We start from the raw sequence: 15,543 nt of genomic DNA, 5'->3' as shown, positions 1-15,543 counted from the left end.
AAGAAATGAATAGAACTGGAGTATCAGGAGGAAAGAACGTGAACAAATATAAATTTGGTCAGCTGATCGCCTCTGTTTTGTTTTTAACCTTATTATTTGGTTGTAGTATAAAAGCAGAAAGCAAAGCATTCGATGGTGCACTGACGGCTGCAGAAGCAGCATTAACTAATGAGAAGATAAAACCGAATAACGATTTGCAAAATCTCTCTTTGTATATTCCCAGCCATATAAGCATTAGTGAGGAAACAAATAGTAATTTGATCCTTAAGAATGAAGATCAAACGATTATTCTTTTTTATAATCCACTCGAGTTTGCTACTAGTAAACTAAATTATGAAGAAGCATCCTCAGACGAAGACTATTTAATGCTGGAATCGTTTGAATCCAAAGAGAAATTTGGATATATCAAAATTTCAAGTGGTAAAAAACATACCTATGAATTGCAAATAGGAGCAGGAAGTGTAAAAGTCACCACGCTTACTACTAAAAGCAAACTAGAAGAAGACGCAGCAACAATGATGAAAATAGCCAACTCCATCGAATATAAATAGAAAAGCGGACTCGCCCGGGTAGCGGCGAAGGTGCTGGACGGCACCGTCGGAGATAAAGGAAACACGGAGCGACGCGACGATGTTGACTTATCGTACAGAGGAGCAGGAAGCGGTCAAGCCGGTGGGCGAAGTAGCTGGACACAAAGAAAAGCGGACTCGCCCGGGTAGCGGCGAAGGTGCTGGACGGCACCGTCGGAGATAAAGGAAACACGGAGTGACGCGACGATGTTGACTTATCGTACAGAGGAGCAGGAAGCGGTCAAGCCGGTGGGCGAAGTAGCTGGACAAAGAAAAGCGGACTCGCCCGGGTAGCGGCGAAGGCGCTGGACGGCACCGTTGAATTGCTCTGGCGAAGGAATAAAAAAGGAAAGTCCCTTTCAGGACTTTCCTTTTTTTATCCGCGTTTATTATTTATCTTCTGTTTCTTCGGTGGATGAATGGTTACTTTCCAATACTTCCATATCTTCATCTGGTTGATCTGCTGGTATTCCTTGTTCGATGTCTGAAGGTTCTTCAAGTTCAGGTCCACTATCCAAACTGGCAGCAGCCTCATTATGATCGGAAAGAAGCGTGTCATTATTTAGATAAGAGTCTTCTTCTTCTGATGGCTCTTCTTCAAAGCTTTCTTCACTATCCTCTATTTCCATATGCGCCTCATCGAGGTTAAACTGACTGACTTCCGCTGCGAGTTCTTGCGAGAGACCTTGCAAGTCGACTGCTGCCTGATTAACTTCTTCAATCGATTGAGCCTGCGTTTCACTTGATGCGGCTACTTCCTCGGCCGTGGCAACTGCCTCCTCCGAAATAATACTAATTTGCCGCAGCTTTTCTCGTAAATCATCATTCACACCATTAACGTCAGTAATAGAATCCTTTACTCGATTAATTTTTCCATTCATATCATAAATGTGATTAGCAATGCGATGAAAAGCATCTTTGGTTTGATTTACTGCTTCTGCTTGTTGTTGTTGATACGTATCAAACTTGCCAGCTTCGGCAGATAAATTATTCATTTGATTATGCATGCGGTTGACAAGCTGGTGAATTTCCTGTGCTTCATGTTTAGATCTTTCTGCTAATTTTCTGACTTCATCAGCTACGACAGCAAATCCCAGTCCGCTTTCTCCTGCCCGGGCAGATTCAATTGCTGCGTTTAAAGCTAATAAGTTTGTATTATCTGCAATTTCTTCGATTGCTGAAACGATAGAGGTGATTTGTTTTGATTGGCTTGCTGCTTCTTTTACTTCTGAAGAAAGATGTGATGCCAGTCCGATAAATGATGAAGAAGTACCTTCAAGCGACTTCATCGTTTCAAGTCCAGTATTTCCTTCTGTTTCTGCCAGGCTTAATGCATCGGATATCTCATATGCTGCTCCGGAAGTATTAGAAATAGCGTCTGTTACGGCTTCAATTAGTTGTGTGCTTTCATCGATGCGTGAGGCCTGATTTTGTGAACCTGCTGCTACCTGGTTAATGGCATCATTCACTTCTTCCGTTTGAGCAGATGATTGTTGGGATACAGCAGCAAGATTTGTGGATGAATCACCAAGGACTCTTGAGGCGTTTTTCACCTTAAGCATCGATTGTTCCATTTTTCCAGCCATTAAATTAAATGTGTGAGCCAATTCAGCCATCTCATCTTTGGTAGTAATCGGCACACGATACGCTAAGTCACCTTCTCCAATGGTTTGTGCCCCTTCTTTCAACGTGCGGATAGACTTGCTGATAGAACGTACAAGCAATACGCCTATGACGGACATGAGGAGTAATGCGGCTATGCCAATGGTCGCAAATAGAATTGTCATGCTCTTTTTAGCCTGCTCCTGCTCTGCTGAAATGTGGCTGCTGATGGATTCAGCCTCTGCTTTCACTTCATCGACTTGAGCAGACACGTCTTCAGCAACCTTGGAAAAAGAATCAGTTATTGCCAAGGACTGGGTCTGAGTATTGGCTATTGTATTCAAAGATTGTTGATATTTCAGTAATCCACTGCTTATATTAGCAGTCTCTTGCTCTTCTAGATCTGATTCTTTGATTAAATCTGTAAACGCCCTTGATGCGTTAGTTAGTTTGGCTTCTGCCTCCTCTGTGTTACCGCTTTCTATGTATTCCTGTTCAAGAAGCTTTATTTCCATTAGAGCGTTATTTAATTGCGGATCATCTATTTCCTGAACAAGACTGTCGAATTCATTGAATGTTTCAGTGATCACCTTCAATAATCCCTCGTCTTTACTAAAGCCTACCATCCGGTACATATTAACCATTGGTTCCATTTGTTTTTTATAGGCAGAAGCATTTTCCGCAATGGCTGTGAAATTAGCAGCTATTGATTTATACCCTTTATGGCTTTCGGCAAATGTATTAGCAGAAGATTCTACAGTACTGATTGCCTTCTCCATTTCCTCGGCATTTCCTTCGCTTGGAGAAGCTAGAAACTGCTGTTCCTTTTGTCTAGTTAAAGACATCTCATATCTAATTTCATCGCTATGTATAAGTGCTTCCTGTACCGCTGCTTTTTCCTCTTCCCATTGTGCGAGTTTTTCAGAAAAATAAATAGCGAATGCGCTTAATACTAGAATGCTTGCAATGGATAATATCAGTATTAAACGTACTCTATTACGAATGGATCTCACAAAAAAGCCCCCTTTTGTTATTCTAAGTTTTAATGGCATAGGGTAAAACTCCTATCCTGCATAGGTACAAGGCAGGAGGAAAGAAGTTCTACTATATGTAATAATTATAGAGTTATTCGAATAGAAAGACAATTAATCTTTTGAATATTTTAAAAAAACATTTAGTAATTGAGTTCAATAATCGGTTTGTGTAAGATGAAGCAAAGAGACTGTTTTTAAAGGAGTATGTAGCATGAAAGCATTTTTGCGAAAAAAAGGGGTTACCCTCTCTGCAAGGGAGTATTTTATTACTGCTTTAAGTTTCATGGCGCTAGGACTATTTTCTTCATTAATCATCGGCACGATAATTAATACAATTGGTGACCAGCTTAACATCCCATCGTTAATCGAAATGGGCAGCTTTGCGATGGATTCAAAAATATGGGGAGGAGCGATTGGCGCAGCCATTGCTTATGGATTGAAAGCTCCTCCGTTAGTTGTGTTTGCAGCTTTATTCAGTGGAGCTTTTGGTGCGGAAATGGGCGGGCCGGCAGGTAGTTATGTGTCCGCCTTATTAGCTACTGAGTTTGGAAAACTCGTTTATAAAGAAACCAAAATTGATATTTTATTAACCCCTTTTCTAACTATTGCAGTCGGTTTTTATACTGGCAAATTTATTGGACCGCCAATCCAAACAGCTTTGACATGGTTTGGGGAAGTTGTCAATTGGTCGACAGAACAGCAGCCGCTGATTATGGGGGTTATTGTCGCCGTCCTAATGGGATTGGCACTGACAGCTCCGATTTCCAGTGTAGCAATTGCTCTTATGCTATCCTTGGAAGGACTTGCTGCTGGTGCAGCGACTGTAGGGTGTGCTGCGCAGATGGTAGGCTTTGCTGTGGCAAGTTATCGAGACAACGGTGTTGGGGGGCTTTTGGCACAGGGAATTGGCACCTCTATGCTTCAAGTTGGTAATATTATAAAGAATCCTCTCATCCTTCTCCCTCCAACAATTGCTGGAGCTTTGCTTGCTCCATTTTCAACGATTGTATTTGAATTAGTAAACAATCCTTCAGGGGCAGGAATGGGGACTGCTGGCTTCGTTGGCCAGATTATGACATTTGAGTCGATGGGATTCACGATTGAAATTTTCTGGATTATTATCTTCTTACATATTTTTGGACCGGCGTTGATAAGTCTGCTGCTTGCCGAGTTCCTAAGAAAAAAGGGATGGATCAAGCCTGGAGACATGAAAATTGATTATGAATAGAAACATGCTATGCTAACATAGGGGGTGTTATTATGAAGGAATTACAAACAGAACAGGAATTTTCCGTATGGAAAAACGGTAAGACTATCTTTATGTTTTCAGCAGACTGGTGCCCCGACTGCCGGGTAATAGAACCGTTACTTCCAGAACTTGAAGACCAATACAGTCAATTTTCATTTGTCTATGTCGACAGAGATAAGTTTCTCGATATTTGTTCAGCGTATGACATTTTTGGTATACCTAGTTTCCTTGCTTATGAGAACGGAGAAGAAACAGGACGGCTTGTCAGCAAAAATCGGAAAACAAAGGAAGAAATCCAGGATTTTATAGAAAAATCGTCATTGTCTAAATGACATTAAAAAGCTGATACGGTCAATCAGTTCTCTCAAACAATGTGAGATTGCGGTTTGTTCGTACAGCTTTTTTATTTGGCTGGATTCGTGTTCCGCAACTTCTGAAAAAGCACATACAGAAATCGTTAAAGTTTACTTTCTTTTATAGGAAAGCCATTTAATGATAAAATAATTGATAGCGGTTTTGTTTCCGAAAGGAGGAACGATTATGAGAATGACGAGCATAAAGATGAAAAAGAAATTGGAAGATAGACTGAACCATCCGGAGTGGAATACCTCCTTTAACAGAGATAAAGATACTTTTCGAATAGAGTGGAAGCATTCTCGACAGGGGATTACTGTCACCATCCCAAATATTATTGCTAAATTCGAACGCAGAGGGGAGGAGGCCCTTGACGAGCTGGAAGATCATATTGGCGAGGCTTTACGTATAATGAATCAAACGAATCAATTGACCGGAAAAGAGAAAAATATTTTTCCTGTGATTCGTGCAACTTCATTTCCGAAAAAGACCAAGTCAGGCAAAATGATGGTTTGGTCGGAACATACGGCAGAGACCCGGATTTACTACGCTCTCGATTTGGGTAATTCCTATCAGTTGATAGATGAGGAAATGCTGGAAAAAGAAAGCTGGACCAAAGAAAGGATAGAGGAAGTATCGTCGTTTAATGTACGTTCTCTTTCCAGAGATTTAAAGCACGATAAGGTTGCCGATAATGACTTTTACTTTATGGCCGCCCAGGATGGCTATGATGCGAGCAGAATTTTAAATGAATCATTAATGGAAGAGATGAAAGCAAACAGCAAAGGGGAGCTAGCTGTCGCTGTTCCACACCAGGATGTCCTGATTTTTGCTGACATTCAAAATAAAATGGGTTATGATATTTTAGCGCAAATGACCATGAAATTCTTTGCAGAAGGAAGAGTGCCGATTACTTCATTGCCTTTCCTTTACGAGGACAAGCACTTAGAACCGGTGTTTATTCTAGCGAAAAACCGCCCGGAAAAATAGAATAATACGAGAGAGGATGAATAATAAATGGATGTGTTTTATAATCCTGAAGGAGTTGGCGATGTACTGATCATCCCTATTAAACAAGGAGATCGCAATGCCATAAACCATGAAAAATTTAATAATGTTGTAAAAATCACGGATGAGCATAACGGGGCTGTACTAGGCTATAATATATTTAATGCGGCCAGCCAGCTTGCCATAGCGGAAACGGGAAAGATATCTTTATCAGAAAAATTGGCAGCCAAAATACAAGATGTTTTTTCGGCCAATGGTCTGAATGAAGCATTCGATGTCGATTTAACCCCTAAGTTTGTTGTTGGATTTGTTAAGGACAAACAGCCTCACGAAAACGCAGATAAATTGAGTGTTTGCACAGTTGATACTGGAGACGAAACATTACAGATTGTTTGTGGAGCACCTAATATAGATAAAGACCAAAAAGTGGTCGTAGCAAAAGTGGGGGCTGTCATGCCGAGCGGGATGGAAATTAAACCTACTCAGCTGCGGGGTGTCGATTCCTTTGGGATGATTTGTTCCCAAAAAGAATTGGGATTACCTGATGCCCCAAAAGAAAAAGGTATTTATGTGCTTGATGACAGTTATCGAACTGGACAAGCATTTGATTTTTAAAAGTGATTCATCAAAACCTTTGCCGCTTTCTGATGCAGCAAAGGTTTTTTCGTTTATACCAAATTTGATTCTTATTATTTATCCATTTTCATTAAGAAAACTGATAAAATAAGGTAGTAACTATTGAAGGAAGAAAGAGTGAATAATATGTGGGAGCAATTTAAAAGAAGAATAAAACAGCTGATGGCCAATGAAGAGCCAGAGAATATTGATGAATTACACCAACAGCATGACGAGCATGAACAAGACAGACAAAGTAGTGTACATACACGTGTCTCCTACCAATATCCAAAAGAAAAGTCTTTTAAATTCCCGGTGATTCCGGATGTGTCAGAGGCTGACAGGAATCAAATGCCAGCATATGAAAGAAGAAGCGCAAAAACGAATAATAGAGCGGGCAATGAACAACTAAAAAAGGAACAGACGCAGAAAGATAAAAATCAATTTAATCAACAGCCGCCCTATCAAAAACAAAACAAACAGCCATTCAAGCCGACGGAAGTACCTTCTCCTATATATGGCTTCCGCCAATCGAAAAGAAAGGAACAGGAGCAGGAGCATGGAATTCCAACTTATTTACGTAAAGATAGAGGCACTCCAGTACCAGACGAGGAAATAGTAAGACAGGCGCTCCAGCCTGCTGTTACCAATGAATATAGCGATCAAGAGGATAGTCCTTTTCAGCATGAGCCGGAGCATATGGAGGAATCTGCCGCTAGTCAAACAGAAGATGATTTCCATTTCTATGAAACTCAAAAAACGGACTTCGGAACAAATGGGTCAACACTAACGGAAGACCATCCTATGGAAGAAGGCGAAATGGAAGAACCGGAAAGCGTATTGCCAAAACCGGAGGAAGCACAGGAAAATAGTGAAGAAGAACTTCCAGACAGCCAGGAAAACAACCAGTATGCTGAGATGAAACCGACGGAAGATGGAGAGCTTCAATCGGAACCAGCTTCCCGCAGACAGGAAAGAAGCAGGTCTCGTTCTCCTTTTAATGTTATTATGACACCCAGGGATAAACGGAGCCAACTGCAAAGAAGAGAGCAGCCTGCTTCAAAGAAATCAACGATTCCTCCGGCTCATCTACTAAACGATCCTATATCAAAGTCAAAGGATGACCGTGAATGGGTAGATGAACAAATTGAACTGCTGGAAATGACGTTAGCTCACTTTAATGTGAAAGCAAAGGTAGTCAATGCTATGAGCGGTCCTTCTGTCACCCGTTTTGAAGTTCAGCCGGAATTAGGGGTGAAAGTGAGTAAAATCAAAAACTTAAGCGACGATATTAAATTGAATATGGCGGCAAGGGATATCCGGATGGAAGCCCCAATCCCCGGAAAAAATGCGATTGGCATTGAAGTGCCTAATCCAGTTTCTCAGGCAGTTGGCTTGCAGGAAATCTTTGCTGCCGGCCAATTCATGCATGCGGAATCGCCATTAAGCGTGGCGCTGGGATTGGACATTGCTGGAAAGCCAATCGTTACTAATTTGCAAAAAATGCCGCATGGTCTGATTGCAGGGGCTACTGGTTCAGGTAAGAGTGTATGCATTAATACCATTTTGATTAGCTTGCTTTATAAAGCAAGTCATAAGGATGTAAGATTTTTATTAATTGATCCAAAAATGGTTGAACTTGCCCCTTATAATGGGCTTCCCCATTTAGTCTCACCGGTAATCACAGATGTTAAGGCTGCTACTTCAGCCTTGAAATGGGCAGTCGGAGAAATGGAAGAACGTTATGAAAAATTTGTCAAAGAAGGCGTAAGAGATGTTGAACGGTATAATCAAAAAATGAAACAACAGCAGCGTGCTGATGAACACTTGCCTTACCTTGTCATCGTGATTGATGAATTAGCTGACTTAATGATGGTTTCCCCGCAGGACGTGGAGGATTCCATTTGCCGTATAGCCCAAAAGGCGAGAGCTTGCGGTATTCATTTGTTATTAGCAACCCAGCGGCCATCGGTCGATGTTATAACGGGGTTAATTAAAGCTAATATCCCTACCCGGATCGCTTTCAGTGTTTCCTCCCAAGTGGATTCGCGGACAATCATCGATACTAATGGAGCAGAAAAGCTGCTTGGCAAAGGCGACATGTTGTTTATGGAAAATGGATCGGGCCAATCAATACGGATTCAAGGTGCATTTGTTTCTGACGATGAAATCGAACGCGTTACGAATCATGTCAAAAAAATCGCCCCGCCCCAGTATCTTTTTGAACAAGAGCAACTGCTAAGCCAGGCAACAATAGAAGAAGAGGAAGATCAATTATATGCGGAAGCTGTTGAATTTGTGCTTCACCAAAACGGAGCAAGCGCCTCTTTACTGCAGCGAAGATTTAAAATCGGCTATAACCGTGCAGCCAGACTGATTGATTTAATGGAAGCGAAAGGAATTATATCAGAACAAAAGGGAAGCAAGCCAAGGGACATACTGGTCAGCAGCTCACAGCTGGCTGATTGAGGAGAAATGTCTCCCCCTTGCCCTTAATAATAGGGGCAGGGGGTTTTTACTTCATGAGATACAAAATAGGGAATATTTTAAGAAAAGGTTAAAGCTTTCTGAGCAAAATGATGGATGCAGTAGTGATCGCCATAGATTATTGGCTTTCCTTTACCACTGTATATCTGTGTAATTTTTCAGCTTTTGCCAGGTACATTTTAAAAAACGAAATAACTTGTCCTTAGCCTCAGCATCTTATATGATAGAGAATGAGCAATTATCATAGAAATTCACCATCTCTAAGGAGTAATTGATAATGAAGGAAATTACACAAAAACTAAATGGCGAAATCAGCCGTTTAACCAATAAAACATTTAAATTTGATGAAAGAGTAAGGGAAGGCTGGTTTTCAGCTGTTTATTTTTTAAAGACGAGAGAGATTGCTGAGAAAAAAGTGCCAGATAATTACATAACTATGCAGTTTTTTCAGAAAGAACATGCAGTATTATGCGGTTCAGATGAAGCGATCGCTTTGCTTCATACATTCGCAGACCATCCTGAAGAGCTGGAAATCCATTCACTAAAAGATGGAGATAAGATTAGTCCATTTGAATCGGTTTTAACAGTATCAGGGCCTTACCAGTATTTTGGCTATCTTGAAGGAATTATTGACGGGATACTAGCGCGAAGAACATCGGTGGCTACGAATGTATATAATGTGGTAAAAGCTGCTAGAACCTCTGGAAAACAAAAACCAGTCATTTTTATGGGTGACCGTGATGATCATTTCACACAGCAGGCAGGCGACGGCTATGCAGCATTTATCGGTGGCTCAACCGCCCAGGCTACCCATGCCATGAATGAATGGTGGGGAAAAAAAGGCATGGGTACGATGCCGCATGCGATGATTCAAATGTTTGAAGGGGATATTGTTAAAGCCACTAAAGCTTATTATGATTTATATCCGGAAGATGAGTTGATGGCGTTGGTTGACTATAACAATGATGTCATCACTGATTCTTTGAGAGTCGCCCGGGAATTCGGCGATAAATTGAAGGGAGTCAGGGTAGACACTTCCCGCACACTTGTCGATAAATATTTCCATAGGAATCAACATCTTATGGGCACCTTTGATCCAAGAGGTGTAAATCCTGAGTTAATATTCGCTTTAAGGCGCTCATTAGACGATGAAGGTTTTTCGCACGTTAAAATTATCGTCAGCGGGGGTTTCACTGAAAAGCGGATCAAGGAATTTGAGGAACAGAAAGTACCCGTTGATATGTACGGCATAGGCGGAAGTCTGCTTAAAATCAATATCGGCTTTACGGGGGATAATGTGCTTCTCAATGGAAAGCCGCAAGCAAAGGAAGGCAGACGTTACCGGCCAAATCCACGCTTGGAAAAAGTAGAATATCACGGTGGAAACTAAGCATAAGTTTGAAAAAAATAAATTCGGGAAAATCTTTTTTATTGATTAGCCATCAATTGGTTACAATGTTGTAAGCAGGCTGTGCTAACATGTAAAAGTACATAAAGAGATAAAATTATGGAGGTTCTGTTTTATGACAACTTACCATTTTATTGGTATAAAGGGAACAGGGATGAGTGCTTTGGCGCAAATCCTTAGTGACTCAGGAGAAACTGTTCAGGGGTCTGATGTGGAAAAGCGGTTTTTTACCCAGGACGCCTTGGAGAAAAAAAATATCCCTATCTTTCCTTTTTCAAAGGATAATATAAAAGAAGGGCTTACTATTATCGCAGGAAATGCTTTTAATGATGAACATGAAGAAATCCAGGAGGCTAAGCGCCTTGGATTGACATATTATAGATACCATGACTTTCTAGGTGAATGGTTAAAGCAGTACACTAGCATTGCTGTAACTGGAGCGCACGGGAAGACATCAACATCCGGTTTGCTTGCTCATGTGCTGAAAGAGGCTTATCCAATCTCCTATTTAATCGGAGATGGATCGGGAATGGGACATGCAGACAGTAAGTATTTTGCTTTTGAAGCCTGTGAATACAGACGGCATTTTCTTGCTTACGAACCGGACTATGCTATTATGACTAATGTCGATTTTGACCATCCTGATTATTTTCAAAGCATAGATGATGTAGTGGATGCCTTTCAGGAAATGGCTCTGCAAGTAAAAAAGGGGATTATTGCCTGTGGAGACGATGAGTATCTACAGAAACTCCATGCAAAAGTTCCGGTAATGTATTACGGTTTTTCGGAATCGAACGATTTTCAAGCGCAAAACATTGTAGAAAGCGAGCATGGGACGTCTTTCGATGTTTTTGTAAGGAACACCTTTTATGATACATTCACCATTCCAACCTACGGAAACCATAATGTGCTAAATGCGCTAAGTGTGATAGCCCTATGCCATTACGAAGATATGAAATCCGAGGACATAAAGAAAATAAGCACTTTTGGTGGTGTAAAGCGCAGGTTTACGGAAAAACAAGCCGGCCGCCAAGTGTTAGTCGATGATTATGCACACCATCCGAAAGAAATAGAGGCTACCATCGATTCAGCAAGAAAAAAATACCCTGAGAAATCGATTGTTGCCATTTTTCAGCCACATACTTATTCGCGGACCCAAACGTTCCTTAAGGAATTTGCAGACAGTTTAAAACTTGCAGACAAAGTATTCCTTTGTGATATATTTGGTTCGGCACGAGAAGATAATGGCAATTTAACAATAAATGACTTGATTCATTTAATCGATCATTCTAGTCTTCTAGAAATTGACCAAACGGAAGTTCTTAAGCAATACCAAGACAGTGTTCTTATATTTATGGGAGCCGGCGATATCCAGAAATTCCAGAAAGCTTATGAGGAGAAGTTGAAACTGGCGGATTGATTAATTAATTGCAAAATGAAGGTTATTTCATCAAACATATAGAAGTATGGAAAGAGGAGAGTCCAGGACGATCCTCTTTTTTTGATTGGCAAGCCTTGAAAAATCAGACAGTGAGCGATTCCAATAGTAAATACTTTGAAAGTGGGCAACCATAATAGTAAACTTATGGAGAAGTTTAGTTTTATGTGTACAGGGAATATTGATTCCGTATAAGGAAATGAATATCGTTTATAACGGTATCTTTAAAATGTTTTCCTAATCCCAGTAAGCATTTCTAAATACATAAAAAAGGAGTTGTTGATAGAAAATGGAAAACTTACTATACATTGCTGCAATCATTGCAGCAGTGGCCTTCGCAGTCTTAGTTGTTTATTTAGCGATGGTACTTAAAGCGGCACAGCGGACATTAAATGATGTAGCCTCTACATTGGAAGGCTTGGAAAAACAAATGGAAGGCATCACAGTAGAAAGTACAGCTTTACTAAATAAGACGAACAAACTTGCAGAAGATATCAATGATAAATCGCAAAAACTAAATACGCTTGTCGATGGAATAAAAGGGATAGGCGAATCAGTAAAGGAATTCAACAGTTCTATTCGTTCTGTTTCCAATAAAGTTACAGTAGTGGCGGAACAAAATAAAGAAACAACCGCACAAGCAATGAACTGGGGAACCGTAGTAATGAATTTATGGAAGCAGAGAAAAAGCAACAATCCAAAGAACTTATAAATGGGAGGAATCTAAATGGTTAATCAACAAATGGAAAACGAAACTCAAAACACGAATGGTAAGGATTTTTTAATCGGTTCATTAATTGGCGGCATCGTTGGCGCATCAGTAGCGCTTCTCTTTGCTCCCAAATCTGGCAGGGAAATGCGTAATGATTTGAATGAAGGAGCCGGTTATGTTAAAGATCGTGCTTATGAATGGAAAGATGTTGCTTATGAAAAGAGCTCCGAATGGAGAGAAAAGGCGTCTGTTAAGTCGCAGGATTTAACCAACAAGATGAAAGATACTACAAATTCACTTAGAAACCGGAATCAGAATAGTGAAGAAGAAGCAGAACAGGCTGCTGAGGAAGTAGCACAGGCGATTGAAGAAGCTGCCGAAGAGTTGGAAAGAGAACAAGAAAACAAAGTATAAAAATGTTATAAGGCTGGGGGCTATCGGCTCTGCAGCCTTTTTTATCGGATTACATACTTCAATTACTATGTGGTTACTTTGAATTTCAGGAGTTGATGACAGTGGATGCAGTAGTTATACAAACCCGTGAGGAATTCGAACAGTTAAGCAATCAATATCAAAACTTTATTCTTTTTAAGCATAGTTTGACATGCCCTATTAGCGCTGAAGCAAAGAGAGAATTTGATTTATTCTGCAAAGAAACCGATACCCCAGTTTTCATATTATACGTCCAAAAGGCAAGGGATTTATCAAATGAAATAGCTTTCCTTTACAGTGTTAAGCATGAATCGCCTCAAATCTTAATCTTTAAAAATAATCAAGTGATATGGAGCGATTCGCACAGCAATATAAAACACGATCTAATTACCAGACAAGTCGAACAAACATTGAAATAAACCGCAAAAAAGGTTCCACACCGTTCAAATTCGGGTGGAACCTTTTTGCGGTTTATCAGCTTGTTGATTTACTGCCACTCCAGAGTAATCACATCATGGGGTGCCAGTTCCTCATAAAAGGTGGTTGGATGTCCATTTTTATAGATATGGAAGTTCCCTTTTGCATTGGTGAGATCAATGGTAGTGAAACGAAAGATATCTTGAAAAATAAAAGGGGTTCGTTTTAATACTTCAATATGCAGCTGGTCGCCTGGATAAATGAACTCATCGATCGTCAGCTCTTTGCCGTCTCTGACTGCTTTGATAGCATCCTTTTTCATTGTTATCTGTTCATCATTGAAAGTCACCGTCAGCGAGTACTCCTCATCGTAGCCTAATTTTTTCAGTATATCTCGCAGTACAGGTTTTTCATTGCTTATAAATGAGATATTGTCTCCATTTTTTAAGTAATCATTGATTTGCGCTTTTTGATTATTTTTTCGCAGGGAAGAAGTGAATTCTTCAATAGCTTGTTTCTTTCCATTAACAATGATTGAAAACTGGCCAGCTTCTTTAATAACATCTTCTTTATCTATATGAGCGAGAAAGTCTTTAATTGTTTTTACATTCGTGACCGTGACCTTATCCCGATCTTCAAGCTGTCTTGTCTCTGCGGCAATTTTACCATTCACTCGTATATCTGAGGCAATAGTATATTCATTTCCATTGTATTTAAGGTGCATAACAGGCACCTCGCCAATTAGGTCTTTAATAGTCACTTGAGCTGGCTGCCCATCTTTTCCTTCTTCAATAACAAGCGTATCGCCATGCTTGATAGGGTGACCGACATGAATGATTTCACCATTTAGGCGGATGACCGGTGCAGTTCCATACCTGCCGGGAACTGTTAGGCTTTTGCCATCCAGCTCAACTATTAGCGCCATGCCCGGCAGCCCATACAATTTATCGATATTTATCCCGGCAGCCAATAAACAATCGCCTACTGTTAACTGCTTCATATCAAATAAGCGAACCGCTCTGTCATTGACTGTTACACTGATATAGTGGACAGGATTTTGTTTTGCGGCGATGGCGATACCGATAGGAGTAACGAAGGCAGGGCCAGCTGGCAGGTTGTCTGTCTTGTGGAGGGCTGGAATTGCTTCGATCCCTCTTATCGCTACACGATTGGATGGAAGCTCTAGTCGTGCTGCGATTCGTTCCGTTAACTCAGGAGTCATACTGCCACCGCCAACCAGCATAACGGCTTTAGGCGCTTTATTGTTCAAAAGCATAATTTCTTTGCAAATAGCATCTGCTAACGAATCGATGGACGAGGTGATAGAGTCGACGGCATCCTTATAGTCGACAGACTGCTCAAAACCGAGAATATCAGTAATTTGTACTTCCTGTTTCCTTATTAAGTCCCGTTTCATTTGTTCGGCTTGCGGAAAGTCGAGTAAGTATTGTTCACTAAGCGCTTCAGTAATCTCATCGCCAGCTTGTGGCACCATGCCGTAGGCTGTTACAGTTCCATCGTCTGTCAAAGCAATATCACTCGTTCCCGCTCCGATATCAACTAAAGCCACATTCAATTTTCTCATTGAGGCAGGGATCAATACATCAATAGCTGCGATTGGTTCCAGAGTTAGTGCTTCCATTTCAAGTCCGGCACGTCCCAGGGCGGAAATTAGAGATTCCACTACAACTTTCGGGAGAAAGGTAGCGATGATTTCGACAGAAGCCGTTTTACCTTGTTGATCGATTAAAGAACCAATATTTTGTTCATCTAATTCATAGTACAACACTGAATAACCGACACAATAATACTCTGAACTGACACTGCTTGACTCTTCGTGGGCCAATTCGTATTGCGCCTGTTGGACTGCATTTAGTTCAAGAAAAAGGACATCTTCCTTTTCCATCAATGGCTGTTGAATTATTTCTTTTGATATTTTTGTTCTTCTAGTCTTTAAGGCCCGGCCTGCAGCAGCGACGCAAACACTAGATAATTCGCCGTGCAGTTTTTCCAAGTGGCTTTTTACCTCTTCAATTGTTTGAGCTACCGATACGACATCATGGATTTGTCCATCAAGCATCGCTCTTTCTTCATGTTCCTTTAAATAAAAATCAACTAATTGGTACTTTGATTCTATCTTTTCTAAAATTAGCCCGATCACTGACCTTGTGCCGATATCGAGGGCAAATATTCTTTCATTCATTGTGGTTATTCTCCT

General features: G+C 40.7%; 14 protein-coding genes. 12 read left to right on the top strand and 2 right to left on the bottom strand.

The window, feature by feature from the left end:
* Positions 1 to 38: 38 nt before the first annotated feature.
* Positions 39 to 551 (top strand): hypothetical protein, encoded by a 513-nt coding sequence (locus BLR93_RS15000; RefSeq protein WP_093216299.1) that lies wholly within the window; start codon positions 39 to 41, stop codon positions 549 to 551.
* Positions 552 to 630: 79 nt separating this feature from the next.
* Positions 631 to 753 carry a hypothetical protein gene (locus tag BLR93_RS18410; RefSeq protein WP_281241718.1) on the top strand — a complete coding sequence of 41 codons (123 nt, stop codon included), beginning with the start codon at positions 631 to 633 and terminating at the stop codon, positions 751 to 753.
* A 205-nt stretch (positions 754 to 958) separates the two neighbouring features.
* On the opposite strand, the gene BLR93_RS14995 is transcribed toward BLR93_RS18410, so the two are convergent.
* Positions 959 to 3,184, bottom strand: a complete 2,226-nt coding sequence (locus tag BLR93_RS14995) for a methyl-accepting chemotaxis protein (RefSeq protein WP_175559384.1) — start codon at positions 3,182 to 3,184, stop codon at positions 959 to 961.
* Between the two features lie 232 nt (positions 3,185 to 3,416).
* Between BLR93_RS14995 and BLR93_RS14990 the strand changes: the two genes are divergently transcribed.
* From BLR93_RS14990 to ytxJ, 10 genes are all read left to right on the top strand, one after another.
* Complete coding sequence (locus tag BLR93_RS14990) at positions 3,417 to 4,433, top strand: PTS sugar transporter subunit IIC (RefSeq protein ID WP_093216294.1); 1,017 nt, start codon at positions 3,417 to 3,419, stop codon at positions 4,431 to 4,433.
* A 32-nt stretch (positions 4,434 to 4,465) separates the two neighbouring features.
* Positions 4,466 to 4,786, top strand: coding sequence for a thioredoxin family protein (locus tag BLR93_RS14985; RefSeq protein WP_093216292.1), 321 nt, complete (start codon positions 4,466 to 4,468; stop codon positions 4,784 to 4,786).
* A gap of 208 nt (positions 4,787 to 4,994) precedes the next feature.
* Positions 4,995 to 5,798 (top strand): DUF1444 domain-containing protein, encoded by an 804-nt coding sequence (locus tag BLR93_RS14980; RefSeq protein ID WP_093216289.1) that lies wholly within the window; start codon positions 4,995 to 4,997, stop codon positions 5,796 to 5,798.
* Between the two features lie 27 nt (positions 5,799 to 5,825).
* Entirely contained in the window at positions 5,826 to 6,431 is a 606-nt protein-coding gene (gene ytpR / locus BLR93_RS14975) for a YtpR family tRNA-binding protein (RefSeq protein WP_093216288.1), read from the top strand.
* 147 nt (positions 6,432 to 6,578) lie between these two features.
* The gene (locus tag BLR93_RS14970; protein WP_093216286.1) at positions 6,579 to 8,900 is read left to right on the top strand and encodes a DNA translocase FtsK; all 2,322 of its coding nucleotides are present in this window, start codon (positions 6,579 to 6,581) and stop codon (positions 8,898 to 8,900) included.
* A 295-nt stretch (positions 8,901 to 9,195) separates the two neighbouring features.
* The gene (locus BLR93_RS14965) at positions 9,196 to 10,308 is read left to right on the top strand and encodes a nicotinate phosphoribosyltransferase (RefSeq protein WP_093216283.1); all 1,113 of its coding nucleotides are present in this window, start codon (positions 9,196 to 9,198) and stop codon (positions 10,306 to 10,308) included.
* A gap of 133 nt (positions 10,309 to 10,441) precedes the next feature.
* Entirely contained in the window at positions 10,442 to 11,746 is a 1,305-nt protein-coding gene (gene murC / locus BLR93_RS14960) for a UDP-N-acetylmuramate--L-alanine ligase (RefSeq protein ID WP_093216281.1), read from the top strand.
* Positions 11,747 to 12,053: 307 nt separating this feature from the next.
* A complete protein-coding gene (locus BLR93_RS14955; protein WP_093216278.1) occupies positions 12,054 to 12,476 on the top strand; it encodes a DUF948 domain-containing protein in 423 nt (140 codons plus the stop codon).
* Between the two features lie 15 nt (positions 12,477 to 12,491).
* Positions 12,492 to 12,890, top strand: a complete 399-nt coding sequence (locus tag BLR93_RS14950; RefSeq protein ID WP_093216276.1) for a YtxH domain-containing protein — start codon at positions 12,492 to 12,494, stop codon at positions 12,888 to 12,890.
* A 101-nt stretch (positions 12,891 to 12,991) separates the two neighbouring features.
* The gene (gene ytxJ, locus BLR93_RS14945; protein ID WP_093216273.1) at positions 12,992 to 13,327 is read left to right on the top strand and encodes a bacillithiol system redox-active protein YtxJ; all 336 of its coding nucleotides are present in this window, start codon (positions 12,992 to 12,994) and stop codon (positions 13,325 to 13,327) included.
* A gap of 68 nt (positions 13,328 to 13,395) precedes the next feature.
* On the opposite strand, the gene pilM is transcribed toward ytxJ, so the two are convergent.
* Positions 13,396 to 15,528, bottom strand: a complete 2,133-nt coding sequence (pilM, locus tag BLR93_RS14940) for a pilus assembly protein PilM (RefSeq protein ID WP_093216271.1) — start codon at positions 15,526 to 15,528, stop codon at positions 13,396 to 13,398.
* Between the last annotated feature and the right edge of the window lie 15 nt (positions 15,529 to 15,543).

The sequence above is a fragment of the Sediminibacillus albus genome, from assembly GCF_900101125.1.
GTDB classification, from domain to species: domain Bacteria; phylum Bacillota; class Bacilli; order Bacillales; family Amphibacillaceae; genus Sediminibacillus; species Sediminibacillus albus.
The sequence above is the reverse complement of the archived record's forward strand: the minus strand, read 5'-3'. Positions and strand labels throughout refer to the sequence as shown.